The following is a 25,046-nucleotide window of genomic DNA, read 5'->3' as shown; positions in this document are numbered from 1 at the left end:
ATCAGGCATGGAAAAACTTGAAAGACCTTTATCCGTATTGATAGAACTGTTACCTCAATACAGATTAGTTAACTCTTTATATTGGGACACAATAAATGAGTCTAAATTGAACTTTCATAATCAATGCCTTATCACAGATTTTTATAACGGGTTTAAAGACACCCTTACCTTTGATAAAACAATTCTAAACTTTATCCTTACAACTGATAAAGAAAAACAATTACAGATTATAGAAAGCTTTAGAGTAGAAATAGGCAGGAATATTGAAGCATATATCAACAACAATGCTTTCTTTGATAAATTGGATACATCAAATATCTGTGCAGAAAGACCCGATCCGTTCCCACATGAAATTAAAATACAGTTACAAGAAACAAATAGCGTATGGCAAAAACTAAAAGAGCTAAGAGGTAATTTAGAAGCAGAAAGCTGGAAGGGAAACCAAGCAGCTACAGATCGATTATTCAAAGAGGAAGAAGAACTGAATAAACGATACAAAGCAGAACAAAAGAAACTCAATATCCTTTATCAGAAGAAGAAAAAAGCTGATAGTAACGCATCCAAGTATGCCGAGAATCTATTCGCCAAGATACACCAATTAAGCACCACCTTTCAGACAATAATCAACAGCTACTTTCCTGTACAACAAGAAACGGTTGAGAGTCCTACTCCTGATATAGAACCAGAAGAAAACCCGATTACTGAACAGTTGGAAGAAAATAATGAGCCACCGATAACAGTAAAACCAACCATAGAAGCCGATATGATTTTCAGATCGGACGAAATGTATAACAAATTTCAGAAATTAGAACAAAAGCTAATCGCAGACAGATATTTAGATGAGAATCTGAAATGGATTTCCAGACACGATAATAGTACAGTAGACATAAAAAGCCTTGTTACTTTCCTAGTCGGGTTAGTAGAAAGCAGGTATTTCCTTCCAAACAAAGACCCTAAAATCAAAATCTTCTTTGAAACACGCTATACTGTTACGATCGGTCAGAACTTTGAAAGACAAAGGAGAATAAAATATTTAAACGAATATCAAACAGTGTTTTTTGAGTATAAATTTTAATTAGAAAATAGAAGACCAAGCATAAGATGAAAACACAGACAATTATTTTATGGATACTCATTTTGATAATTATAGATCAAGTTGTTAAAATTATAATAAACGCTTTTTTCTTAGATTACAATTTTGAAATAATTCCCTCTATATTAGAATTTAAACCTGTATTTAATCAAAAATATAGTTATCTAAATGTTTTATTGAATGAAAAACTTAATATAAACTTCGGATTATTTCCTCACCTTATTTTATTTCTATTCGCAATAAGTATAATCGCTTTTGTATACGATTTTTATAAAAATATTATCAACAGTAAGTTATTAGATTTTGCATTTATGTTATATGTAGCTGGGTGGTCTTGTGCATTAATTGGAAATCTGATATGGACAAAAGGAATTCTTGATTATATTTATTTAAAGCCATTATTTATTTTTGATTTGAAGGACATATACATTAATAGTTTTACGTTTCTACTCCTTCTAGCTTTAATTCAAAATAGGTCTAAAATAAAAGGTGTAAAAATGAGTGATTTCATGCTACAAATAAAAAAGCGATTAAGGATAACTAAGGGTTAAATTACAGAAACAAGTTGTATATATTATCTTAAAATTATACTATTTCCCCTGATATCCTATTTTATACAAGCCCACTACGACCAGATTACGGAATCGTATCAGGGATTATTATCGTAAATCACTCATTATCATTTCTTAAAAATCGACTTAACTACGATTTCCAATCTCCCCTAAAAACTCATATTACCTTCGTGACATCGCATGACGATAGACCGGCCGGCTATCCTATTGCATGAATTTCTAAATTTCAGGTGTTATGAATATTAATGAGTTAAAAGAAAAACCAATCTGGCAAATGACAGGGGAAGAATTGTTATGCCTGTTAAAAAGTGAAGGAGTAAAAGATGCTCCTGTATCTCCTGTAATCGACACATCCAAAAAGTATGTATATGGGATACCGGGTATCTCTAAACTATTTGGGTGCAGTATTCCCACCGCTTGCCGTATCAAAAAGAGCGGGAAGATAGATAAAGCCATTACACAAATCGGCAGAAAGATTATTGTCGATTCGGAACTGGCTATTGAACTGGCAGGACGCAAGAGCGGAGGACGGAGGTAATGCAACAGTCAAAAGCCAATGAGGCAATCCCTGTTTGCGAATTGTGGCAAAAATCACGTTTGTATGTTACAGATCAGTTTTTGCAACCGCCTGTCGTACTTAGAGTCGATGATTCCATCATCGGTACTCTGGGTAACTTCAGTGCGTCCACAGGGAAAGCCAAGAGCAAAAAGACATTCAATATCTGTGTCATTGTAGCTTCGGCTTTAACAAATGGCACGGTATTGAATTACCGTTCCGATTTCCCCCATGCTAAGCGGAAAGTCCTGTATGTGGATACTGAACAAAGCCCGTTCCACTGTCAAAGGGTATTAAAGCGGATTCTATCATTGGCTGACTTATCGACCGAGAAACAACCTGATGCACTGGAATTCCTGTGCCTAAGAGGCAGTGACCCGAAAACTCGATTATCTATAATCGAATATGCTATTTATAATATTCCTCATCTGGGGTTAGTCATTATAGATGGTATTCGGGATCTGGTCTATGATATTAACAGTCCGAGTGAATCGACAAGCCTTATAACCAAACTGATGCAGTGGACGGATGAACGGCAAATACATATCCATACCGTTTTGCATCTGAATAAAGGCGACGATAATACCCGAGGACATTTAGGTACGGAGTTGAACAACAAAGCTGAAACCGTTCTGCAAGTCACGAAAGACGATATGGACAAGGATATCAGTTCTGTTGCCTCTATGTATATCCGTGACAGGGATTTTGAGCCTTTCGCTTTTCGCATCAACGAAGACAGTTTGCCCGAACTGATAGAAAACTACCAACCGCAGCAACCCCTGAAAAAGAAAGCATTCGATTATAAGGAAGTATCGGAAGCAAAACACCAGGAAGCATTGGAAGCGGTATTTTCTATCGGAGAAAGTCTTTCCTATGCTTCGCTCATAGAAAGGTTGCGGTTATGCTATACGGATGCAGGCTATGCCTTCGGGGTAAGTAAGGCGAAACAACTGAAGCAGTTTCTGACCAATAAGCGTATGGTTATTCAAAGCGAAGATAAACAGTATCGCTACAATCCAAACTTCTATTATTGATCTCAAACACAGGTTTAGGTTAGTTTGGGTATATATATAATAAACCATACTAACCTACTTCCTACTTCTTTCATTTGCAAACTCTTTGCTGGTGAAAGAAAAAAGATTATTCAATTATCCTATTAATCACTCAAACACAAAATTAGTTATGAACTCAATACAAGCAAAAACAATCAAGATAGTAGATTACCTTTATTCACAGGGAATTGAACCAAAGAAGATACAAGGGAATAACTACTGGTATAGCTCACCCTTACGAAAAGAAGAAACCCCTTCTTTTAAAGTGGACTGCCTACTAAATGTCTGGTACGATCACGGATCAGGTAAAGGAGGTAATATCTTAGACCTTGTTATGGCAATACATAACCTACCTAATATATCAGCAGCACTAAGCCATTTGAGTAAGGAAAGCAATTCTTTTTCCTTTCAACAGCAAGATATCTTAAGTAGTTCTGATAAACGAGATCAGGAAGATAAAGCTATACAGGTAATAAAGGAAATACCCATTTCACACCCGGCATTAATAGATTATATCCAATCCCGTCATATAGATTTGACAGTGGCTCAGCTCTATTGTAAGGAAATACATTACCAAGTACAGGGTAAGAACTATTTCGCCGTAGGATTCCCCAATGATAAAGGAGGATATGAATTAAGCCATAAATCCAATAACGAATCTACTTTCAAAGCCTCGGTATCTCCGAAGCATATAACAACGATCCGAAATAGCAAGGACACCTGTATCGTTTTCGAAGGCTTTATGGACTACCTCTCTTACCTGACCATGAAAAACATCCAACACTCAAAAGCAGATACAGTTATATTAAACTCCATATCCAATCTCTCCAAAGCCATCGATTTTATAACATCCCATCAAAAAGTCTATACCTATCTGGACAATGACCAAGCAGGAAAAAACGCAACCCAGCAGATAAGTAAAACTTGCAAAGCAGTCATAGACAAGTCAACAGACTATGCCAACTACAAAGACCTAAACGAGTGGCTCTGTAAAACCAAGCTAATCGAGAAAGAACAGCAAGTACAAAAACAAGAGCAGATACGCAAACCCTCCAGAGGTTTCAGGCGGTAATCTTCGTCAGCTACCCAACGGGCTTTTAAAGAAAAGCCATAGCTCATTAGGGCATTTTCTTAACGCTTCGTTGCACTCTCACTAAAAAAGCCCTCCTGAGTCAAGGGGTTTCACCCCTTTGAAATCCCCTTGGCGGTCTGTTGACCGCAGTCGCTTTAGCGACCTGAAGAAGGGCTAAAGGTAGAAATAAAGATCGGGAATATTCCCGATTTATATAAGGATAATCAGTAAAATATAAACCGATAATTATTCAAGATATGGGATATGTAGTACTTCATTTACAGAAAGCCAAGGGGAACGATGCCCCCATGTCGGCACATATCGAACGGACAATCGATCCCCATAATGTCGATAAAAACCGTACACACCTCAATAAGGAATTAATATACTTTCCCGAAGGAGTCAATAGCCGGACAGAAGCCATACAGCATAGAATAGAGAATGCGGATATCAAAAGGAAGATATCCAAAGATCAGGTACATGCTATCCGCATTATGCTCTCAGGTACACATGAGGATATGAAAGACATCGAAGAATCAGGAAACCTCGATAACTGGTGTACCGATAATATCGATTGGTTAAAACAGACTTATGGAGAAAAGAACCTTGTATCTGCCGTCTTACATATGGATGAGAAGACACCTCATATTCATGCAACTGTTGTACCTATTGTTACCGGTGAGAGAAGAAAGGTAAAGGACAGCAAGAAACAAGAGGCTAATAAAAAAGCATATAAGAAGAAAAGCAAAGATACCTCCCGATTGTGTGCAGATGATGTAATGGCAAGGAACAAACTTAAAGAATATCAGAACTCGTATGCGGAATGGATGAAACCCTACGGACTGGAACGAGGTGTTGATGGGTCGAAAGCGAAGCATACGGAGACGTATGAGTATTACAGGAATATATTTCTACAAACCGAAACCATCAAAGAGGAAATAGGTTCGTTGCAGCAGGAGAAAGAACAGGAACAACAAGCCGTCAAGCTCTTACAGCAGAAAGAAGCACAAGAACAACTCCGCTTGTCTGCCCTGCAAGAACAGGCTGACAAAAAGCAGAGTGAACTGAAGGAAAACCAAAAACTAGTTCAAGAAGCTAAAACCGAAGTAAAAATGTTGGGTGTGGAAAAATCTTTGAAGAAAACAGCTAAAAATATTTCGGATGGTATAGGATCATTGATGGGAAACCCCAAAGCCAAAAGGCTCGAAGCTCAAAACGATGAGCTAAGACGAGAAATTGAAGCCTTACAGGAAGAGAAGGAAGCTGTCAATAAACAGGCAAAAAAAGACATTGCTGAAAAAGACAGGTCTATTCTTGAAAAGGATAGTACCATCAATATCCTAAAGGGTAAATTGGATAAGCTGTTTGACTGCATACCTGCATTAAAAGAATATGATTTTATATTGAGGCTGTGCGAGACCATCAAATTACCTTATCATATAGCCAAGCAAGCGTTCTCTGGTAAAGATGCCTTTTATACAGGTAAATTGTTCTCTCCCGAACACAGTCAGCATTTTGAGGCTGATAATGCCAAAATAACGATTGACAAAAACTCAAAAGACAATACACCGTTTCTGGCTATTGAGGGAAAAGAGTATAGCGGTTGGTTCAGGGAGCAGAAACAGAAATTCTTTGAGTATTTGGGCATAAAGGTGAATCAACCGAAGAATCAGCAGGGACAGAGAAGGTAAATAAGAATATGGTATAAAGCTACCATTTTGTTAATATTCAGGCAAGATTTAAGATCTTGCCTGAATTATCATAGAAAACCCGATTATCAATAGAAAGACTTAAAGTAGATATCGTCTTTCGTCTTTTCTATGGATATGAATGAATTGGGTAATGTCCATCGGTTCCGAATATAGTCATAATCATACTTACCATTGAGATAAATAATATAGTAACCCAACTCGTCCAGATTGTCAAGGAATATATAAGAAGTGTTGCAGATATTATTCTCATCAAAAGTACAGGATAAAGTCGCCCTCTGGTCATCGAACAGAATATCGATTATATTTTCCTTTACTCCTTTTGCAATGTATTCCTTCACATACATGGGATTGTCGGAGTAGCTTTCTTTGATTTTGTCATGGGATAGCCTTAATACCAGAGAAGAACAATTTATTAGTATTGCACAATATTCGTTTGAGATTGTTTGTTGTGTTGCCATATATATGTCCGCTTTTAAGCCTGATTAGTTAATCAAGCCGATATAAATATTAAGTGATTAATTTATATCTCTGCGGTATTGAGTCGTCAGCCATAATCTTTAGTCAAACTGACAAGAAGCAGGATGTAAATACAAATATACAATTAACAAACAAAAAGTTAATCTTTGTTTTCCTTTTTTCAATATCTTTATATTCTTAATTTTAAGATCATAAATAAAACCCGATGAAGAAATCCATATCATATTTACCTTCAACCAACCAGAGAGACTTACATTTTATTGTCGAGGCTGTTTTACAACGGCTGAAACAAACCGAAATGATAATCCTCTTCGGTAGCTATGCCAGAAATGACTATGTGGTATATGATGAAAAATATGAGTTTGGCAAACTACAGTTTTATGTAAGCGATTATGATATATTAGTTGTCACAAGCGGAGTATCGGATGGAGGAGCAATCAGGTCACTCAGTAATGTAGAAGATTTGTATTATGACAGGGCAAAAGACCCTGACAGACAGCCTCCTGTTCAGTTTATCAGTGAAGACATGAAGAAACTGAACAAGTACCTGAATGATGGGCGATATTTCTATACACAGATAAAGCAAGAGGGTGTTGTATTATATGATAGCGGAAAACACAAATTAGCACGAAGACGCAAACTCAGCTTTGATGAAATAAAACAACAGGCTCAGGAATATTTTATTGATAAGTTTAATTACGCAAACGATTTCTTAGAAGGAGCTAAATTCTATTATGAAAAAGAGAAATATAAATTAGCATCATTCAACTTACATCAAACTTGTGAAAATCTTATTTATGCTATTCGCCTAGTGAATACACTCGAAAACCCAAAACAACATAATCTCACAAAATTATTAAACTCCGTAAAGAAATATTCTAACGAGTTTATCAAAGTCTTTCCACAGGATACAGCAGAAGAAAAACGATTATTCGAGCTTATTAAAGCTGCTTATGTAAATGGACGCTATGATCCTGATTTTGTTGTTACAAAAGAAGATATTGATGCCCTTGTGCCGAAAGTGGAATTGTTGAGGGATATTACGAAGAGGATTTGTGAGGAGAAGATTGGGGAGTATGGGGAGATGGAGTATAGGAAATAATAATTATATAGTAAACACAAAACAAAATACATAAATCTTAAAATCAATCATGATTAAAAAATTAGAAAGATTATTATTTGAAAAGACTGAAGGTTCTCAAAGTGATATATTATATACTCAATGGATTTATGATAAAAGATTAGTACCTAAAGCTTTAAGTTTAATATCAAGCATATTCCCTCATTATAGTATGCATGATCAATCTCATTCGGAGACGATTATTAACAATATTGTAAGGCTAGTTGGAGTTGATACAATTGAACAATTTACGGCTATTGACATTTGGTTTCTTTTAACCTCAGCCTACTATCATGATATTGGTATGGCTATTGATGCGGAAAAATTAGAAAAAGCCTTAAAAAGTGAAGCTTTCATAAACCATATTATTGATATAAAAAATGATAATACTCACTACCTAAATATATATGCAAGCCATTTCCATAAAGAAGGTAAACAGTTAGTTTTAGAAAATAGAGATTTTTCAATAGAGGTATATGACAGTGTTAAATTCCTTTTAGCTGATTACTTTAGAAAATATCACGCAAAGCGTTCGGAGGAAATAATTATTGATCCGATGAAAGAGATTTCATTGAATTCTCCGAGAGGTATTATTCCTCAACGAATTATTAAAATATTGGGAGAAATATGTTCTGTTCATACAGAAGACTTTGAAAAGGTAATGAAGCTACCAATCAAGGAAGTGGGAATTGACACCTATGATGCACATCCACGATATATTGCATGTCTCTTAAGATTAGGAGATTTGCTTGATTTAGACAATAATAGATTCTCTGATGTTTTTTTGCGTACTGTAAAAACCATACCGTATGATTCTTTATTACATAGAGATAAACATTTTTCAATTATTCACTTTAGTGTAGATCAAAAAGAAATTGATATAACAGCTAAATGTATAAGTTATGATGTTGCTACAATAACTCAACACTGGTTTTCTTATATACGAAAAGAGGTTGTTAATCAGATGCTCAACTGGAATAATATTGTACCCAATCTTAATTATGGATATCTGCCTACAATAAAAAATCTGAAAGTAGAACTTGAAGAATGGGAATATATTAATGATAAAGAAAAACCTGTATTTAATGTTGATACCGAAAAAGCCTTGGAGTTACTAAAAGGAACAGGACTATATAGCCATTCTGGACAAAGTATTCGTGAACTATTGCAAAATTCAGTGGATGCTTCATTGATAAGACTTTGGTTAGAGCATCATACAGATGAACAGGCTAAAGATCTTACTCCAAACAACCCGATATTTCAGGAGTGGTGTAAGGAATACCCTATTACAATCAAGTTAGATACAATTAGTGATATTACAACAGAGGAAGACAATCCTAAATGGAAAATTACTATTGAAGATCTGGGTATTGGTATTTCTTTAGATGATTTAAAATTTATATCAACAACAGGGAGTAGTTCTAAAAACAAAAAAAAGAAACAGATAATTGAAGAAATGCCAGAATGGTTAAGACCTTCTGGTGCATTTGGCATAGGCTTTCAAAGTATTTTTATGCTAGCAGATGTCGTTTCTATAAAGACAAAAAGCCTTATAGAACAAACGGAATTAATGATCGAACTGACAAATCCCGAATCGAAAAGAAAGGGCGAAATATTAATTAAAAAGCTTCCCCCATCTTACAAAACTAAGCCTGGAACCTTTTTATCATTCAATACAGAATACAGTAAATTGGATACAAATGAATCTTCAGGTAAATATTACTACAGGCTAGGACGCAGATACATGATTGAAGATGTTGATCCATTTAATATAAGTAAAGGGTCAATAGAGATGAAAGTAATAATAAAAGAAATACAAGATTTTGCAAAACAAAATTATTTTCATATCAGATTGATTATTGATGGGAAAACAGTCAGTGAAGAAAATAAGAAAGATATTTCTTTCGGCTTTGAATATTTCAATAAGGAACATAATCTTCATTTCAATATTGTAAATAGTGGAAAACCAAACAACCCCAATGAAGTTTATTATAAGAATCAGCTAATTAACAATAGTTCTAACGATCTTAGATTTTTAGGTAGCCAAGTAAATATATTGAAGAATGATACGTCGAATATTATTTCCATTAACAGAAATTACATATTGCCTTCGTATGTCAAAGATTTCGATAAAGAAAGGTTAGAATGCATATTCAAAATAATACCAGAATATGTAAAAAGTAATAAGTTGAATGACTTGCAGAAACAAAAAGTTAGCATGTTTATTCATTTTTACTGGGAAGAAGATTTTGCTAAGTATTTTAAAAAAGAAGAATACCAAGAGTGGCAAAATTATCAAATTCTAATAAATGGAAAAGGTAAAATCTCTCTTAAGGAAATATTCGATAAAACTGAAAATATAATTATAAATCTAATAGATGAAGATGAAGCAAATGAAGCAAATGATATTTTTTACAAATTACCAACTTTTGAAATGGAAGGTTCTAACTTAGAATTGACATTCGAGAGTACCGATGATATAATGGCTTTTATTCTTCACATTATAAAAAAGAATTATCCGTATATTAAGGAAGAATTAGATGAAAATAATAGAAGCTATATAAGAAGATTTATCAGATCAAAAACAGAATCACAATTATTTAATCAAGATGCAGTAATAAAATATATAACTGGAAAATTCTGTGATTGGTTCTCTCCGTCATTAGAAAGATATATTTTGCCTTGTGATACAAAGTATATTAAATTGAGACTAAGACAAGATTTAAAGATTTCTTATTTTGATAAGCATTATATTAGAGAATTTATTTCAGACCATTTCCCCATGATGATGTCTCCATATTCATTAAAATCAAGCTCCTCTGGTGATCAAATAAATGATGAATCAGATCAAATAGTTAAACTAATTGTAGAAAAATCGGTAACAGAATCGTTATATGATTGGACTTACAAAAATAGATACAACAAGGATGTAACAAAAGAAGAAATAATTGAAGCCTATAAGCAATTTACAGATTTCTTTGATGATAAAGTGTTAAACTTAAAATATAACGAATAAAATATAGAGCTACATCTAATAATTTAAAATAAAAACACCCAACTTTACATTTCAGGGTGTAAAATTGGGTGTAATCTTTTTAACTCGCTGATAACCAGTGTTATTTGTGGAGCTGGAGGGATTCGAACCCTCGTCCAAACAAGGAATTAACTTGCTTTCTACATGCTTATCTTCGCTTTAATTGTAGGGAGTGGGCAAGACCGAAGCCACCAACCCAAACCTTAGCTTCTTTATTTCAGATAGAGACCGAAGCCTTCCCTATCCTATCTCCGATTTACCTACACCACCATATCGGAATGCTTCGAAGCCACAGCTTCCGGGTGATGTCTTGTCTCTACACCTGTGCAGAGATTAAGCTTTATCTACTGTAATTCGATTAAGCAGCAAGAGCGTAATTATTTTCGCCAGTTAAAATTTTGACGTCTGAGATTATAGTGCTAGCCGACTACGCACTGCATGCTTACAAATCACTTCATCTCGCTGTCAAAACCGGTCAGCCCCATGAGTTTAATACGAAATTCTGAACATCTAACACAAATATCAGTAAGTGTTTGCCCAGATATTCGATAACAAAGATAGTTATTTTTTAGATTTATTACTTCTATTCGTAGGCATTATACAAAAAAGTATTATTCTTATTTTATTATTATAACAGGAAAGTATTATCTTAGTCATGAAAATCTTACGTCCAATTAACCAAAATACATTATGAAAAATATAAAACAATCATGGTATACTGGTAGGTTATTATGGATTAATTTAATCTTCTTCACACTGCAATTAGTCTCTACTAATATTTACGCACAAAACTCAAATACTCTGATTGACTCTATACAAGCAAGAATCAATAGACAGTTGGAGACCTATCCACAAGAAAAAATTTATGTACATAATGATAAACCCCTCTACGTTACAGGCGAAAATATATGGTTTCGAATACATTTAGTGAATGCCCTTAGCCATCGACACAATACTACCAGTCTATATGTCTACGGCGAACTCATCGACCCGATAGGGAATGTAGTAGACAGTGTAAAAATAATAAGGAGAAATGGAATTTATACTGGTCACTTCAAAATTGATGAAGAGTTAGCCGATGCAGTATACACCATGTCCTTTTACACAAAATACATGAAAAACTTAGGTGAAGACTATTTTTTTAAACGAAATATAATAGTTGGCGGTGGATTATCGAACCTATGCCATATAGAACCCACTTTCCAATATGAAAATGATAAAATAGAAATAAATTTAAACTTTATTGAAACACAATCAAATAAAACTTTTGTACCAGAAGAATTACGTATCAGAAATAAAAAAGGTCAATTACAAGAATATCATACAGATCCAAATGGATTATTATCTTTAGATTATCCGAGTTCTAAAGATAATCCATTAACTCATATATATTTGGAATACAAATTTGATAAAAAAATCAGAAAACAATACATACAAGTTCCATCCATTAGCCAAGACTATGACATTCAAATATTACCCGAGGGCGGTAATTTACTAAAAGACATAACAAGTAGAGTGGCATTTAAAGCCGTAGATTCGAACGGTCTGGGCGAAGATGTGACGCTGGCTGTTATTAACGAGAAGGGAGATACTATTTAAAACTTCAAAATCGACACATAAAGGGATGGGCTTATTCTCTTTTACCCCCACAGATATGAGTAAATATACTGTCCACTGCCTGAATTCAGATAACATCTTAAAAAAGATAGATTTATCAGCCATGATAGAAAACGGTTATGGATTATCTCTATATTCTGCAAACGGATACATATCAGCAACTATCAATTCGACAAATTCACAAATATCCGATTCCTTATTCCTTTTAGTACATAGCAAAAGGGAAGTATTCTATATTAATACTATAGATAAAACTTCTGTCGTTTTCCGAAATAAGGAATTCCCTTCGGGAATAATTAGCTTTCAATTATTAGATTCTAAAATGAATCCAATCAGTGAACGCCTCATTTATAACAAAAATGAACTAGCAGAAACAAAAATGAACTAGCAGAGCCAAATATTAAAATAGAGACAGATAAATTACATTATAAACCAAGACATCTGGTTAAAACGAAGATTGTTTTATCTGACAAATCGAATATTATGCTGACAGGCAATGCTTCTGTAAGCATAATAGACAATAAAGATGTAAAAGTCGATAGCACACAAAATATCTTATCATCCTTATTTTTAACTTCCGAGTTGAAAGGAACAATAGAAGAACCATCTTATTACATGCAAGAGAACCATAGGTCAGAATCATTGTTAGACCTGTTAATGCTTACTCACGGGTGGCGACGATACAATATGAAAAATATTTTGCGGGGAGAAATTGCCAAACCCAGTATCGGTATGGAATATACAAATATTTTAACCGGAAATGTGAAAAGCGGAATCCTTTTAAATAGAAAAGCCAATAACATAGACATTACAGTATTAACCCTAAATCCATATTCATTCAAAACCGTTGAAACTGATGAGAACGGGTACTTCGCAATCGGAGGGTATGACCTCCCCGACAGCACCATATATTCTATTAATGCCGTCACTAAACAAGGAGGAGAGCGTTTAGAACTAATAATAAATCAGGATAATTTTGTAAAATACAGAAAACCATTAACACATAATTATAAATGGAAACAGCCGATCGTAAGCGAGGATCTTGATAACTACTTTTCTAAAGCAAATTTAAAATATACATACGAAAACGGGCAACGGATCATACACCTAAAAGATGTTGAAGTCTTTGGCAAAAAGAAAGGAAAATCTCTAATGACTTCGGCTTACAGTAAAATTTACACTTCTAAAGATCTTTCTGAAACGAAGACATCTGACATTGGTGTTATGCTCCGTCATCTTGGGATATTTGTTGAATATGGAGAAGGAGGACCAACCGGTAATCTGTATATTAACCGGGGTGCCAATAGAAGCCCATATCCACATATACCGGCATTAATAATTGTAGATAACGTAGAAAATCCATATTTTATGACTTCCGGATTTCTTGTAGAAGATATAGATAATATAGAAGTTGCCGAAATGACTACAGCAAGTGCACTATTTGGTCCTAGAGCCAGTAACGGAGCCATCATGATTACGACTAAAAAAGGAGACTCAGCACCTAAATATAAACCGAACCAATCACAATTTATACCCTTAGGATACCAAAACGAAATGAAATTTTACTCACCCAAATACACAACGATTCAAGATATAGAATCTACTATTCCTGACTTGAGAACCACAATCCACTGGGAGCCTAATATTGAATTTAAAGATGGAGAAGCAGAAATTCAATTTTACACATCAGATGCAACAACAGAATACTCTATTGTTGTAGAAGGAATAACAGACAATGGAATTCCATTCTACAAAGTAGATAAAATAAGTGTCGAATAAACCGGGGGACAAAACCCGCTCCGGATAAACCGATATCAGTTTTTTCAAATAAATGAATCTCTTTATGGAAAAAGAGATATATTTGTCTCTAGTTTACAAAACGATAAAAAACACAAAATATAATAAAAACACATTGTGCTTATGAACATATTTCAAATCCAGTTTGAAGAGATCAGACAACTTATCGATTATGATGATTATTCATTACTGATTAAGCGGGTAATAGATTTAACACTCGACACCGAAGATACTAATCATTATAAAGAGACTGTCAGTTTTCTGGATTGGCTGGATCACAATCATGATAATATCCCCGAGAAGAAAGCAAAATTCTCCAATATACTCGACCATCTCTATGAAACACTCAAGGACAAGCCGCTACAAGCTACCGAAAACGGCGTTCCATTACTATCAGTATACAACCTGATAAGATCATATAAAAGATCTTCGTTTGCACTAGGACCCATTAGTTTCGAAGTAAAAGAAGGACAAATATTAGGGCTGGTTGGCGAAAACGGAAATGGAAAAACAACCCTGCTCCGCTCGTTATGCGGAGAATTACAACCTACCAACGGAGAAGTTAAATATCTCTTTCCACACAAAGACAGCTACGATCTTCGATCGCATCTGATATACATACCCCAGCGTACAAATTCGTGGCAAGGCTCACTGCTATCCAATCTGCAATTCACAGCAGCATACTACGGCATCCAAGGAGAAGAAAACGAATTAATGGTGCAACTTATTATTGCACGCATGGGATTGCGTAAGTATAGAGATTATAGCTGGAAAAATCTATCGTCGGGATATAAAATGCGATTCGAATTAGCAAGAGCGCTCTTGCGCAAGCCAAAGCTATTATTGATAGACGAACCTCTTGCCAATCTCGACATACTAGCTCAACAAATAGTGCTGGACGATTTCAGAGACATTGCACGCTCTCCATTCCGACCTTTGGGTATAATACTAAGTTCACAACAACTTTATGAAGTAGAAAAGGCTTCGGATTTCGTAATCTTCTTGAAAAACGGAACACCTCGCAATCTAACACAAGACACTGATGCTGTGTTTACCGAAATAACAAAATTCATTGTAGAGTTCGAGTCCGATTGGTCGCAAGAGCAGTTACGACTAGTATTTGAGACTCTCCAACTTGAAAAAATGCAGATCAATGGAGGTACATACGTTGCCAGTTTCCCTAGCACCATAACACAAGAAAACTTTCTGAGACTAATACTGGATAAACAAGTTCCAATATCTTACTTCAGAAATATATCAAATTCGACCCGTAGATTTTTCCTTTCATAAAACAAAAACAAAATGATAAAAAACATACAAAAACATTTGCTATTACACTATCCGATTATTTGGAATATAAGGCTAATACCTATGTTACTTATATTAATAGCTATACACATCATATTCTTTGCCATAGGTTACATAGCTACCGATACCGTTTTCGATAGCAGTAATTACTATTATTCACCTGCCGACGACTTGGGGCTTATCTATTTCGGCAGCATACTGGTCGGAATACTCTTGTTTATCGGATGGCTTATTTTCTATAGCCGCAACAATAGCTTTAAGAATTTCTACCCACGAAAATCACCCTATCTCTTCTTAGAATGGATACTCATTTTAGTGATCACTACGAGCATAACACTAATTCCCGCAACACTTACGCGAGGCAGTATCTACAAATGGAACTCTGCCGCCTCGCTCTCCGAAGCGACTAAGGTTATGGATCTGCTAGACAAAGTCAGAATATTGATTCCTGATGATAAGGACAACTACAGGTACGACTCTGATAACAACAAACCAATTCCCATCCCCAGCGGCATGGCATTGCGCATAGATACTTTAGATCTTGACCTTTATGCTTTCGACTACAACAGAGATGGAAACATCGTAATAAAAGGATACACAGGCCCGTCAATTCTGTTTTATCATAATTACGACTACAACTACTATGACACTAACTACTATACAAATTACGAGTACAGTGCTGACGAATTGAAAGAGAAAAAAGAAGCAAAAGAAAGGGTCAAAAAAATTGAAGAAATAAAACAGTGGTTCAGAGATGGTAACAAAGAAGCCATTCTTGCACTGATGACCGACTATCTTAAATTACAGGAAAAACATAATATGCCTGCTACATTAACAGCAAATGAATGGTTGAAAAAGATATACAATCCACCTTATTTTGCCGTAAATGAAAATACAATTATAGCAAGTAGCAGCAGCGACGCTTATTATTATGACTATGATCATGATACAAGTAGACAGCAAACCTATCTCCAATATCAAGAATTATCATCCGGATATGATAAGATTATCAGAAGCTATAACGACAATGATGTTATACGCATAATAACACTAGTCTGTATATGCATCTCGACAATTCTATCGGTTTTTATATTTTCTTTCAGAGCGACTACAGGCAAAAGCTGGCTTATAGCATTCGTGGCATGTGGCGTCCTTCTGTTTTTATCAGCTTTTATAGGAGTCGTTTTATCCGAAATTGCAGACTATAGAAGAGGCGAAATATATGGATTATTCCTGTGCTCGTTCTGGATTATTCTTTTCTTTATTTTAATGTCCATTATTATAGCTAAGATCAAGAATACAGGAAATAAAGGGAAATCAAACATATTCGTAAATTTATTTATGTGGTTGTTACCATTTATTTGCCCACTTATATACTTTGGACACTACTTTTTCTTAGATGTAGTTGAAAGTGAATATTACTATAACATTAATGACAATGAAGTATTAGAATGCGTTTTCTGGGTAAACATATTAATTACGATCGTAATAATGTTCCCGATCTCTATGCTAATCCGTAAATGGAAAAGTATTCCCGAGGAATAAATACCCGCTTTTTTTATACATTTTTTCCCAAGTCTGAAATTGATTTGTATATTTGTTTAAACTATAATAACAGCACGGATGAGAACAGATAATATCGAAAAGAAAAAAATACACCACGGGCACAATGTTAAGCGTCTGCGCGAAGCACGTGGTATAAAACAGGAGGTAATAGCCAACGAATTAGATATGGCACAGCCTAGTGTTGCACGACTCGAGCAAAAAGAAGTGATCGACGATGAAACATTACAAAAACTGGCCGTTATCCTATCCGTTCCTGTCGATATTATTAAACTACTCGAAGAAGACCCTGCTGCCATTTATATTGAAAATAATACATTTGAAAGCAGTAGTATTATAGGACAATCTGTAGATAATTGTGATACAATCTATAATCCGCTAGATAAAATTATAGAACTGGCCAACGAAAAAGCGGCACTTTACGAACGCATGTTAGAACTGGAAAAAGAAAAAATAGCTTGGTTAGAAAAGCTATTGAATGAAAAGAAATAATATGTACATGTAAAAATGTACATGGAGAAACCATACGTGGAGAAGCTGATCATAGCTTCTCCACTTTTTTATGCCATTATCCTTTGTATTTTCTGTCATCCCGACACACAGTAAGGAATCTATTCCTTAATTTACTTTGATATAATAATGACAGATTTCTCACTACGTTTCGGAATGACAAAGGCAAAACAGATATTTTTTTTCAAAACATCATAAAAAAAGACTAACCGTTTGGTTAGTCTTTTTTCTATTTCAATCTATCCTTACCACATTATTGTAAAGCCGAAGCTCCACCGATAATATCAAGTAATTCGTTAGTAACAGCCTGTTGACGTGTTTTATTATATACTATCGTCAATTCCTGATTCAACTCCTCTGCGTTATCAGTTGCTATCTGCATAGCTACCGTACGTGCAGCATGTTCAGATGCCGTAGCATCCAATAGCGCAGCATAGAGGCGGGAATAAAGAACAGTCGGAATCAAGCTCTCCAGAATTTCTTCCTTCGATGGCTCGAAGATATAATCCACACCATAACTATTGCTTGCTCCCTCTTTAGCTTCGGGACGAGACAAGTCGAATGGCAGATAAACCTTATTTTGTAATTTTTGCGAACCGGTGGAAACGAAATGATGATATATCAACACCACTTCATCCAATTCCTTGTTAACAAATTTACCGATCAGGTTTTTCGCTAAAGCCTGTACATCCTGAAAAGCCGGTTTGTCGGCCATCTCTTTATAATCACCTTGCGACTTCAACCCCTGTTTCTTTACAGCATCAGCTATTTTCTTACCCACAGGGTATATCAGTATATTTTCCTTACCCAGAGGCTTAAACTTATTGTAAGTAGCTGTGAAATCCTTAATAACATTGGCATTGTAAGCACCACAAAGCGACGAGTTGGAAGCAAAAACAACTATGCCCACTCTCTTAACTTCTCTTTCCTGAATAAAAGGAGAATCGTAAGTAGCATCCGACGATAAAAGATTAGTCAGTATGGCATCCAGTTTCTGCTGATAAGGCAAGAAGTTGGAAATTGCCGACTGAGCCCTATGCAGCTTAGACGATGCAATCATCTTCATGGCAGAGGTAATCTTCTTGGTACTATTTACAGAACTTATTCTGGTTTTTATTTCTTTAAGAGATGCCATAATTCAATCATTTTTTATATTGAGAGGCTACATCTTTAGCCACCTTCTTTATAATACCTTCTACTTCTTCGTTGATCTTTCCGGCTTTCAACACATCTAGTACAGTTGCTTGATGTTGCATTTCCAATGTTCTCAGAAATTCAGTTTCAAAATCATGTACTTTTTCGGTCGGTACTTGTCTCAACAAACCGTTTGTACCACAGTACAGAATAGCGATTTGTCTTTCAACAGGCATCGGCGCATATTGAGGCTGAACCAACAATGTTGTATTTTTCTTTCCTTTGTCGATAGTCATTGCTGTAACAGCATCCAGATCACCACCGAATTTAGTAAATGCTTCCAATTCACGATACTGAGCCTGATCAATCTTCAACGTACCTGCCACTTTTTTCATGGCTTTTACCTGAGCTGAACCACCAACACGCGAAACCGAAATACCTACATCAATAGCAGGACGCATACCAGCATTAAACAAGTCAACATCGAGGAATATCTGTCCGTCGGTAATCGAAATTACGTTAGTCGGGATATATGCCGATACGTCACCAGCCTGTGTCTCGATGATAGGCAATGCAGTAAGCGAACCTCCTGCAACAACCTTACCTTTAAGACTCTCCGGCAAGTCGTTCATTTGCTCGGCCACCTCCTGTTGATTGATAATCTTAGCCGCACGTTCCAGCAAGCGAGAATGCAGGTAGAAAATATCGCCCGGATAAGCCTCACGACCCGGAGGACGGCGAAGAATCAACGAAACTTCACGGTATGCTACAGCCTGTTTCGATAAATCATCATATACTACTAATGCATGACGACCAGTATCGCGGAAAAACTCTCCGATAGTAGCTCCGGCAAATGCCGAGAAGTACTGCACAGCTGCCGGTTCGGCCGCTGTTGCCGATACAATAACCGTATAATCAAGCGCACCTTTTTCTTTTAATGTTTCAACAATATTTGCTACTGTCGATGCTTTCTGACCGATAGCTACATAGATACAATATACCGGATCGCCTGCCTCATAATTAGACTTTTGATTGATAATAGTATCAATAGCAATTGCAGTTTTTCCTGTTTGACGGTCACCGATGATAAGCTCACGCTGTCCGCGACCGATAGGAATCATCGCATCCACAGCCTTAAGCCCGGTTTGTAAAGGTTGAGTTACCGGTTGGCGGTAGATTACCCCCGGTGCTTTACGCTCCAATGGCAATTCCAACAATTCGCCGGTAATAGGTCCCTTTCCATCGATAGGCACACCAAGCGGATTTATTACACGTCCGAGCATTCCCATCCCCACATTGATAGAGGCAATACGGCCGGTACGTTTTACTGTAAATCCTTCTTTTATCTGGTCAGACGGGCCTAACAATACAGCACCAACGTTGTCTTCTTCCAAGTTCATCACAACAGCCATTATGCCATTGTCGAACTCCAAAAGCTCGTTCGATTCTGCATTTTTAAGTCCATATACACGAACAACACCATCCCCTACTTCAAGAACAGTACCAATCTCGTCAAACTGCACACGGCTGTCGATGTTTGCGAGTTGCATCTTCAATATCTCGGAGACTTCGCTTGCTTTTATATTTTCAGACATAAAACTTCTTTTTATTAAAATTTAGTGATATAATTCACTTCTCGGCTCTTACTGAGAGCTTTGTTTATGCAATCTTACTGTTTTCGGTGACAAATCTCTGCTTGATTCGTTTCAATTGAGAAGCCACACTGGCATCAAGTCGATAGGTATCTATATAGAGAACGAATCCTCCTTCGATACTCGGATCAACACTTGTTTCGAATTCGAGCGTTCCGGGTTTGATAGTTTGCAACAAACCTTTCATCTTCTCTATCACAGTATTGTCTACAGATGTAGCGGTTACAAGCCTGCTTATATTTATATGCTTGGAGTCGCGATACAAATCGCAGTAGCATAAAGCAATCACTTGCAGATACGCTTCACGTTTGTTTTTCAACACCAGATGCATAAATTGTACAAGCGCCGGGCTGGCTTTACCTCCCACGGCTGCTTTAACAAGCTCCATTTTATCTGTAGCAGTCACCATAGGATTATCCATTGCCATACGCAATTTCGGCTCACCGGCAAATGCCGAAGCAAGTTTTTTCATTTCCGAAAAAATTACATCTTCAGATTTCTGTTCCACCGCATATAGCAATAGAGCTTTAGCATATCGCTTTGAGATCATCCCTTCATTCATAACATTTAAGATTTAGAAACTAAAGCCTCATCAACCAGGCGATCAATCATTGACATTTGTTCTTTAGGATCTTTCAACGAATTGCGAAGCACTTTTTCGGCAACATCCACAGATAGTTCTGCTACCTGACGACGAATGTCGCGGATAGCCTGATCTTTTTCTGCTTGTATTTGCTTTCTGATTTCTTCCAATTCTTTCATCCCTGCAACTTTAGCCTGATCACGAGCCTCGTTTACTATACGATCGCGTGTTTCGGCTGCGTCTTTTAAGATTTGCACCTGCTCTGCTTTAGCCGACGACAATATTTCATCGCTTTTTTGCTTGATTGTAGCCAATTGTTCATTAGCTTTTTTGGCTGCATCTAAAGAGTTTTCGATATATGTTTTGCGTTCGTCAACCATTTTGGTAATTACGGGAAAACCGAATTTTGCCAAAATGAAGAATACAATACCGAAAGATAGAAGCATCCAAAACAGAAGCCCAGATTCAGGTAATAATAACATAGTTTCTTGTTTTAGGGGTCAATTATAGAATAAATCCACATACTACCACAGCGAATAGAGCAACACCCTCAACCAGAGCTGCCGCAATAATCATCGATGTACGGATATCTCCCGCAGCATCCGGCTGGCGTGCAATACCTTCCATAGCAGAAGCACCGATTTTACCGATACCCAGACCTGCTCCGATTACAGCTAATCCTGCTCCTAGTGCAGCACCAAAACCTGTTAAGCTTGCAGCATCTGCTGCTTGTAATAAAGTTGATAGTAACATAATCTTTTTATTTTATAGTTAATTAATTATTTGTTTTAAATGTATTGTATTTTATCGTTTTATTAATCCTCTGCTTTATGATGGTGAGGCTCTATCTGTGCCAGACCGATGAACACAGCCGACAGCATAGTAAACACATAAGCCTGAATGTAGGCAACCAATATTTCTACCAGACTGATAAACACGTTTAAGAGTACAGACACAAATGTCATAGAGCCGCTTATCGCAGGACCCATATTAGCTGTAACGAATATCAAACATGTTAATCCGAGTACGATAGAGTGACCTGCCAATATATTTGCAAACAGACGAATCATCAATGCAAAAGGCTTGGTAAATACTCCAACCAACTCGATAGCGGGCATAATAGGAATCGGCACTTTCAACCATGTTGGCACATCGGGCCAGAACACTTCCCGCCAGTATTCTCTTGTTCCAAAGAAATTGACTATCACAAATGTGAATAATGCCAATATCAATGTTACCGAGATATTACCTGTTACGGTTGCACCTCCCGGGAAGATTGGGATTAAGCCCATAATATTGTTGAAGAAGATAAAGAAAAATACCGTCAACAAGTATGGAGAGAATTTCTTATAGTTCTTGCCTACGCAGGGTTTAATAATATCGTCCTGAACGCTCATTACAAACATTTCCATAAAGCCTACAAAACCTTTCGGGGCTTTATGTTCTCCGCTCTTAGCTTGTTTCTTATACCATCCGGCAACACTCATTACAATAATGATAAGCAGAATAGAACTGATAATCAAACTGACAGCGATCTTTGTCAACGAAAAATCCCATGGGCGAATTTCTTCTCCGGCTGCATTTTTTTCTACTATCTTTCCTCTGTGGTCTCCCGATTGAGCAATATAAAAGCCTTTGTAAGCCTCGTGCCCATGATGGAACTTGGAAGACATAAACACATTCAAGCCACTCTCCTCACCTATTACAATAATAGGTAAAGGAATAGAAACATGTGTTTCGCCGATAGTAGTCAGATGCCATTCATAAGCATCGGCCAAGTGATCGAGAATCAATTCTTTAACATTCAGTTCCTTTTCCTCCGCTTGTGCTTCATGCCCTTCTGTCCCGTCTTGCGACATGGCAGGCTGAATACCCGCTAGGGAAAAGATAAAGAGAAATGTCAAGATGTATTTCAAATAGTGTTTCATTCTATTGTTTTTTTTCCTTCAACCGTTTTTCTATCCTCGTAAATATAAGTGTTTCCACAAATAAGTAAAGAAGATAAAACAACATAAAAATAAGAATAAAGTTTTTTATCCCTTCTTTGATAACCAAAGCATATATGCCTACGAATATAATAGAGGCAAATATCTTAACTATCTTCGTCAGCATGTATGTATTAAGCAACTGTCTCTGCGTCGCTTTTCGGCTTTGCGCCTCAACATAGGCTACTACCGAAGATTCCAGCACCAAGAAGAAGAGCAAAATACCTTCGAACCAGTTGGGGTAATAATCGGGTAACTGAAAGTACAACAACGCACCTATAAGTCCTCCTACGATTAATCCGAATGCGAGAATAATGGTTACCAATTTAGCTCTAAAAAAATCCATATATTATACTACGCAAATAGTTACCACACCATTATTCACTTCGGCAATTCCGCCTTTTACGTCCAGTGTCTTATCGTTTCCTTTTACGCTATATGTGATAACACCTTCTTTGAGAGGTGAGATCAACGGAGCATGGTCGGGGTGAACACCGAAGCTACCGGCTATACCGGGAATAATGACAGACGACACTGCCCCCGAAAACAATCTTTTTTCGGGCGATATAATATTTAATTGGAGTTCTGAACTTCTCATAATCTATTTTTTAGTCAGCTGCCTGAGCTAATAGTTTTTCGCCTTTTGCTATTGCATCTTCAATTGTACCCACATTCAGGAATGCTTGTTCGGGCAAGTGATCCACTTCGCCGTCCAATATCATTTTGAATCCGCGGATAGTATCTTGAATGTCAACAATCACTCCGGGAACACCGGTAAACTGCTCGGCAACGTTAAATGGTTGCGAAAGGAAACGTTGAATACGTCTCGCTCTGTTTACAGTCTCTCTGTCTTCGTCCGAAAGCTCTTCCATACCTAAGATAGAAATAATATCCTGAAGCTCTTTGTTACGTTGAAGAATTTGTTTTACACGCTGTGCTGTATCATAGTGGTCTTGTCCTACAACATTAGGATCAAGGCTTCGTGATGATGAATCCAGAGGATCCACAGCAGGATAAATACCCATCTCTGTAATCTTACGGCTAAGTACTGTTGTCGCATCCAAATGCGAGAACGTTGTAGCCGGAGCAGGGTCGGTCAAGTCATCGGCAGGTACATACACAGCTTGCACCGATGTAATAGAACCATCTTTAGTCGATGTGATACGCTCTTGCATCGCTCCCATCTCTGTAGCCAGTGTAGGTTGATAACCCACAGCCGATGGCATACGTCCAAGTAGAGCAGACACCTCTGAACCCGCTTGTGTAAAACGGAATATATTATCAATAAACAACAGGATATCTTTCGGACCGTCTGATTTTGCATCACGGAAAGCTTCCGCAATTGTCAACCCTGATAGTGCCACATCGGCACGTGCTCCGGGAGGTTCGTTCATCTGTCCGAACACAAGTGAGATTTGCGATTTTTCGACCTCTTTAGGGTCTACTTTCGACAAATCCCAATTTCCTTCGTCCATGCTTTTCTTAAATTCATCGCCATAGCGAACTACTTCCGATTCGATCATTTCGCGAAGCAGGTCATTACCCTCACGGGTACGCTCTCCTACTCCGGCAAATACCGAATATCCGTTGTGTTTCTTAGCAATATTGTTGATAAGCTCCATAATTAATACGGTCTTTCCAACTCCGGCACCACCAAACAAACCTACTTTACCTCCCTTTGCATACGGAGCTAAAAGGTCTACAACCTTAATACCCGTAAAAAGGACTTCGCGGCTTGTTTGCAACTCTTCAAATTTCGGCGGTTCTCTATGAATAGGTGAGCCTCCCGTTTTATCAAGGGAAGACATACCATCGATAGCATCACCTACTACATTCATTAAACGCCCTTTTACCTGATCACCTATTGGCATTGTTATCGGTGAGCCTAAAGCCAAAGCATCCAACCCACGACGAAGTCCGTCTGTACTGTCCATTGCAACAGTACGAACTGTATCTTCACCGATATGCTGCTTAACTTCGAGGATTAAAGAACGACCGTCGGGTCTTTTTACTTCAAGAGCTTCATTAATTTTTGGCAAATTCAATGCTGGATCACCTGTCTCAAAACAAACGTCCACTACCGGACCGATTATTTGTGAGATATGCCCAATCTTCTGTGACATAAGCTATTTATTTATTATATTATTTATTCCTTTTCTATTTCTATAAATACGATAAACCCTGTTTTAAATTATAAAATGAAATAAAA

The 25,046-nt window shown here is 36.7% G+C and carries 24 protein-coding genes and 1 other RNA gene; 14 read left to right on the top strand and 11 right to left on the bottom strand.

Annotation, left to right across the window (positions count from 1 at the left end):
• The first annotated feature begins 7 nt into the window (after positions 1-7).
• From G7Y57_RS14965 to mobV, 6 genes are all read left to right on the top strand, one after another.
• Positions 8-1,075: a hypothetical protein gene (locus G7Y57_RS14965; protein ID WP_165025926.1), complete on the top strand. Its 1,068-nt coding sequence runs from the start codon at positions 8-10 to the stop codon at positions 1,073-1,075.
• A gap of 26 nt (positions 1,076-1,101) precedes the next feature.
• Positions 1,102-1,644, top strand: coding sequence for a signal peptidase II (locus G7Y57_RS14960; protein WP_165025924.1), 543 nt, complete (start codon positions 1,102-1,104; stop codon positions 1,642-1,644).
• A gap of 256 nt (positions 1,645-1,900) precedes the next feature.
• Positions 1,901-2,203, top strand: coding sequence for a DUF3853 family protein (locus tag G7Y57_RS14955; protein WP_165025922.1), 303 nt, complete (start codon positions 1,901-1,903; stop codon positions 2,201-2,203).
• Positions 2,203-3,255 (top strand): AAA family ATPase, encoded by a 1,053-nt coding sequence (locus G7Y57_RS14950; RefSeq protein ID WP_165025920.1) that lies wholly within the window; start codon positions 2,203-2,205, stop codon positions 3,253-3,255. The genes G7Y57_RS14955 and G7Y57_RS14950 overlap by 1 nt, the downstream gene beginning before the upstream one ends.
• A gap of 148 nt (positions 3,256-3,403) precedes the next feature.
• Complete coding sequence (locus G7Y57_RS14945; RefSeq protein ID WP_165025918.1) at positions 3,404-4,345, top strand: toprim domain-containing protein; 942 nt, start codon at positions 3,404-3,406, stop codon at positions 4,343-4,345.
• Between the two features lie 257 nt (positions 4,346-4,602).
• Positions 4,603-6,036: a MobV family relaxase gene (mobV, locus tag G7Y57_RS14940; protein WP_165025914.1), complete on the top strand. Its 1,434-nt coding sequence runs from the start codon at positions 4,603-4,605 to the stop codon at positions 6,034-6,036.
• An 86-nt stretch (positions 6,037-6,122) separates the two neighbouring features.
• Here the strand turns inward: mobV and G7Y57_RS14935 are convergent, their stop codons facing one another.
• Positions 6,123-6,515, bottom strand: a complete 393-nt coding sequence (locus tag G7Y57_RS14935) for a hypothetical protein (protein ID WP_165025910.1) — start codon at positions 6,513-6,515, stop codon at positions 6,123-6,125.
• Positions 6,516-6,739: 224 nt separating this feature from the next.
• Between G7Y57_RS14935 and G7Y57_RS14930 the strand changes: the two genes are divergently transcribed.
• Positions 6,740-7,636, top strand: a complete 897-nt coding sequence (locus G7Y57_RS14930) for a HEPN domain-containing protein (RefSeq protein ID WP_165025907.1) — start codon at positions 6,740-6,742, stop codon at positions 7,634-7,636.
• Positions 7,637-7,685: 49 nt separating this feature from the next.
• Positions 7,686-10,670: an ATP-binding protein gene (locus G7Y57_RS14925; RefSeq protein ID WP_165025904.1), complete on the top strand. Its 2,985-nt coding sequence runs from the start codon at positions 7,686-7,688 to the stop codon at positions 10,668-10,670.
• A gap of 104 nt (positions 10,671-10,774) precedes the next feature.
• On the opposite strand, the gene ssrA is transcribed toward G7Y57_RS14925, so the two are convergent.
• Positions 10,775-11,171: a transfer-messenger RNA gene (ssrA, locus tag G7Y57_RS14920) on the bottom strand.
• A 207-nt stretch (positions 11,172-11,378) separates the two neighbouring features.
• On the opposite strand from ssrA, the gene G7Y57_RS14915 reads away from it, so the two are divergent.
• From G7Y57_RS14915 to G7Y57_RS14890, 6 genes are all read left to right on the top strand, one after another.
• Positions 11,379-12,287: a hypothetical protein gene (locus G7Y57_RS14915; RefSeq protein WP_165025901.1), complete on the top strand. Its 909-nt coding sequence runs from the start codon at positions 11,379-11,381 to the stop codon at positions 12,285-12,287.
• 55 nt (positions 12,288-12,342) lie between these two features.
• Entirely contained in the window at positions 12,343-12,693 is a 351-nt protein-coding gene (locus G7Y57_RS14910; protein WP_165025898.1) for a hypothetical protein, read from the top strand.
• A gap of 95 nt (positions 12,694-12,788) precedes the next feature.
• On the top strand, positions 12,789-14,084 hold the full coding sequence (locus G7Y57_RS14905) for a TonB-dependent receptor (RefSeq protein WP_165025896.1): 1,296 nt from the start codon (positions 12,789-12,791) through the stop codon (positions 14,082-14,084).
• A 141-nt stretch (positions 14,085-14,225) separates the two neighbouring features.
• The gene (locus G7Y57_RS14900; RefSeq protein ID WP_165025892.1) at positions 14,226-15,392 is read left to right on the top strand and encodes an ATP-binding cassette domain-containing protein; all 1,167 of its coding nucleotides are present in this window, start codon (positions 14,226-14,228) and stop codon (positions 15,390-15,392) included.
• Positions 15,393-15,404: 12 nt separating this feature from the next.
• A complete protein-coding gene (locus G7Y57_RS14895) occupies positions 15,405-16,955 on the top strand; it encodes a hypothetical protein (RefSeq protein ID WP_221412139.1) in 1,551 nt (516 codons plus the stop codon).
• Positions 16,956-17,033: 78 nt separating this feature from the next.
• Entirely contained in the window at positions 17,034-17,465 is a 432-nt protein-coding gene (locus tag G7Y57_RS14890; RefSeq protein WP_165025886.1) for a helix-turn-helix domain-containing protein, read from the top strand.
• A gap of 271 nt (positions 17,466-17,736) precedes the next feature.
• Here G7Y57_RS14890 and G7Y57_RS14885 read toward each other — a convergent pair whose 3' ends face one another.
• The 9 genes from G7Y57_RS14885 to atpD all read right to left on the bottom strand — a co-directional run bounded on the left by G7Y57_RS14885 (position 17,737) and on the right by atpD (position 24,960).
• Positions 17,737-18,618 carry a F0F1 ATP synthase subunit gamma gene (locus G7Y57_RS14885; RefSeq protein ID WP_165025884.1) on the bottom strand — a complete coding sequence of 294 codons (882 nt, stop codon included), beginning with the start codon at positions 18,616-18,618 and terminating at the stop codon, positions 17,737-17,739.
• Between the two features lie 7 nt (positions 18,619-18,625).
• Positions 18,626-20,212 (bottom strand): F0F1 ATP synthase subunit alpha, encoded by a 1,587-nt coding sequence (gene atpA, locus G7Y57_RS14880; protein ID WP_165025881.1) that lies wholly within the window; start codon positions 20,210-20,212, stop codon positions 18,626-18,628.
• Between the two features lie 64 nt (positions 20,213-20,276).
• Positions 20,277-20,831, bottom strand: a complete 555-nt coding sequence (locus tag G7Y57_RS14875; protein WP_165025878.1) for a F0F1 ATP synthase subunit delta — start codon at positions 20,829-20,831, stop codon at positions 20,277-20,279.
• Positions 20,832-20,836: 5 nt separating this feature from the next.
• On the bottom strand, positions 20,837-21,334 hold the full coding sequence (gene atpF / locus G7Y57_RS14870; RefSeq protein WP_165025875.1) for a F0F1 ATP synthase subunit B: 498 nt from the start codon (positions 21,332-21,334) through the stop codon (positions 20,837-20,839).
• Between the two features lie 22 nt (positions 21,335-21,356).
• Complete coding sequence (gene atpE / locus G7Y57_RS14865; protein WP_165025872.1) at positions 21,357-21,605, bottom strand: ATP synthase F0 subunit C; 249 nt, start codon at positions 21,603-21,605, stop codon at positions 21,357-21,359.
• A gap of 62 nt (positions 21,606-21,667) precedes the next feature.
• Positions 21,668-22,780 carry a F0F1 ATP synthase subunit A gene (gene atpB, locus G7Y57_RS14860; protein ID WP_165025870.1) on the bottom strand — a complete coding sequence of 371 codons (1,113 nt, stop codon included), beginning with the start codon at positions 22,778-22,780 and terminating at the stop codon, positions 21,668-21,670.
• A gap of 1 nt (position 22,781) precedes the next feature.
• The gene (locus tag G7Y57_RS14855) at positions 22,782-23,183 is read right to left on the bottom strand and encodes a hypothetical protein (protein ID WP_165025867.1); all 402 of its coding nucleotides are present in this window, start codon (positions 23,181-23,183) and stop codon (positions 22,782-22,784) included.
• Between the two features lie 3 nt (positions 23,184-23,186).
• Positions 23,187-23,435, bottom strand: coding sequence for an ATP synthase F1 subunit epsilon (gene atpC / locus G7Y57_RS14850; protein WP_165025864.1), 249 nt, complete (start codon positions 23,433-23,435; stop codon positions 23,187-23,189).
• Between the two features lie 10 nt (positions 23,436-23,445).
• Positions 23,446-24,960, bottom strand: a complete 1,515-nt coding sequence (gene atpD / locus G7Y57_RS14845) for a F0F1 ATP synthase subunit beta (RefSeq protein ID WP_165025862.1) — start codon at positions 24,958-24,960, stop codon at positions 23,446-23,448.
• Positions 24,961-25,046 lie beyond the last annotated feature (86 nt).

Source organism: Dysgonomonas sp. ZJ279 (genome assembly GCF_011039205.1).
Taxonomy (GTDB): Bacteria; Bacteroidota; Bacteroidia; order Bacteroidales; family Dysgonomonadaceae; genus Dysgonomonas.
Note: the sequence above shows the minus strand (reverse complement) of the source record. Positions and strands in the feature narration are given on the sequence as shown.

What these genes read in the sequence shown, in the direction of transcription:
- G7Y57_RS14965 (WP_165025926.1), top strand. Translation starts at nt 8, where the DNA reads ATGGAAAAACTTGAAAGACCTTTATCCGTATTGATAGAACTGTTACCT.
- G7Y57_RS14960 (WP_165025924.1), top strand. Translation starts at nt 1,102, where the DNA reads ATGAAAACACAGACAATTATTTTATGGATACTCATTTTGATAATTATA.
- G7Y57_RS14955 (WP_165025922.1), top strand. Translation starts at nt 1,901, where the DNA reads ATGAATATTAATGAGTTAAAAGAAAAACCAATCTGGCAAATGACAGGG.
- G7Y57_RS14950 (WP_165025920.1), top strand. Translation starts at nt 2,203, where the DNA reads ATGCAACAGTCAAAAGCCAATGAGGCAATCCCTGTTTGCGAATTGTGG.
- G7Y57_RS14945 (WP_165025918.1), top strand. Translation starts at nt 3,404, where the DNA reads ATGAACTCAATACAAGCAAAAACAATCAAGATAGTAGATTACCTTTAT.
- mobV (WP_165025914.1), top strand. Translation starts at nt 4,603, where the DNA reads ATGGGATATGTAGTACTTCATTTACAGAAAGCCAAGGGGAACGATGCC.
- G7Y57_RS14935 (WP_165025910.1), bottom strand. Translation starts at nt 6,515, where the DNA reads ATGGCAACACAACAAACAATCTCAAACGAATATTGTGCAATACTAATA.
- G7Y57_RS14930 (WP_165025907.1), top strand. Translation starts at nt 6,740, where the DNA reads ATGAAGAAATCCATATCATATTTACCTTCAACCAACCAGAGAGACTTA.
- G7Y57_RS14925 (WP_165025904.1), top strand. Translation starts at nt 7,686, where the DNA reads ATGATTAAAAAATTAGAAAGATTATTATTTGAAAAGACTGAAGGTTCT.
- G7Y57_RS14915 (WP_165025901.1), top strand. Translation starts at nt 11,379, where the DNA reads ATGAAAAATATAAAACAATCATGGTATACTGGTAGGTTATTATGGATT.
- G7Y57_RS14910 (WP_165025898.1), top strand. Translation starts at nt 12,343, where the DNA reads ATGAGTAAATATACTGTCCACTGCCTGAATTCAGATAACATCTTAAAA.
- G7Y57_RS14905 (WP_165025896.1), top strand. Translation starts at nt 12,789, where the DNA reads ATGCTGACAGGCAATGCTTCTGTAAGCATAATAGACAATAAAGATGTA.
- G7Y57_RS14900 (WP_165025892.1), top strand. Translation starts at nt 14,226, where the DNA reads ATGAACATATTTCAAATCCAGTTTGAAGAGATCAGACAACTTATCGAT.
- G7Y57_RS14895 (WP_221412139.1), top strand. Translation starts at nt 15,405, where the DNA reads ATGATAAAAAACATACAAAAACATTTGCTATTACACTATCCGATTATT.
- G7Y57_RS14890 (WP_165025886.1), top strand. Translation starts at nt 17,034, where the DNA reads ATGAGAACAGATAATATCGAAAAGAAAAAAATACACCACGGGCACAAT.
- G7Y57_RS14885 (WP_165025884.1), bottom strand. Translation starts at nt 18,618, where the DNA reads ATGGCATCTCTTAAAGAAATAAAAACCAGAATAAGTTCTGTAAATAGT.
- atpA (WP_165025881.1), bottom strand. Translation starts at nt 20,212, where the DNA reads ATGTCTGAAAATATAAAAGCAAGCGAAGTCTCCGAGATATTGAAGATG.
- G7Y57_RS14875 (WP_165025878.1), bottom strand. Translation starts at nt 20,831, where the DNA reads ATGAATGAAGGGATGATCTCAAAGCGATATGCTAAAGCTCTATTGCTA.
- atpF (WP_165025875.1), bottom strand. Translation starts at nt 21,334, where the DNA reads ATGTTATTATTACCTGAATCTGGGCTTCTGTTTTGGATGCTTCTATCT.
- atpE (WP_165025872.1), bottom strand. Translation starts at nt 21,605, where the DNA reads ATGTTACTATCAACTTTATTACAAGCAGCAGATGCTGCAAGCTTAACA.
- atpB (WP_165025870.1), bottom strand. Translation starts at nt 22,780, where the DNA reads ATGAAACACTATTTGAAATACATCTTGACATTTCTCTTTATCTTTTCC.
- G7Y57_RS14855 (WP_165025867.1), bottom strand. Translation starts at nt 23,183, where the DNA reads ATGGATTTTTTTAGAGCTAAATTGGTAACCATTATTCTCGCATTCGGA.
- atpC (WP_165025864.1), bottom strand. Translation starts at nt 23,435, where the DNA reads ATGAGAAGTTCAGAACTCCAATTAAATATTATATCGCCCGAAAAAAGA.
- atpD (WP_165025862.1), bottom strand. Translation starts at nt 24,960, where the DNA reads ATGTCACAGAAGATTGGGCATATCTCACAAATAATCGGTCCGGTAGTG.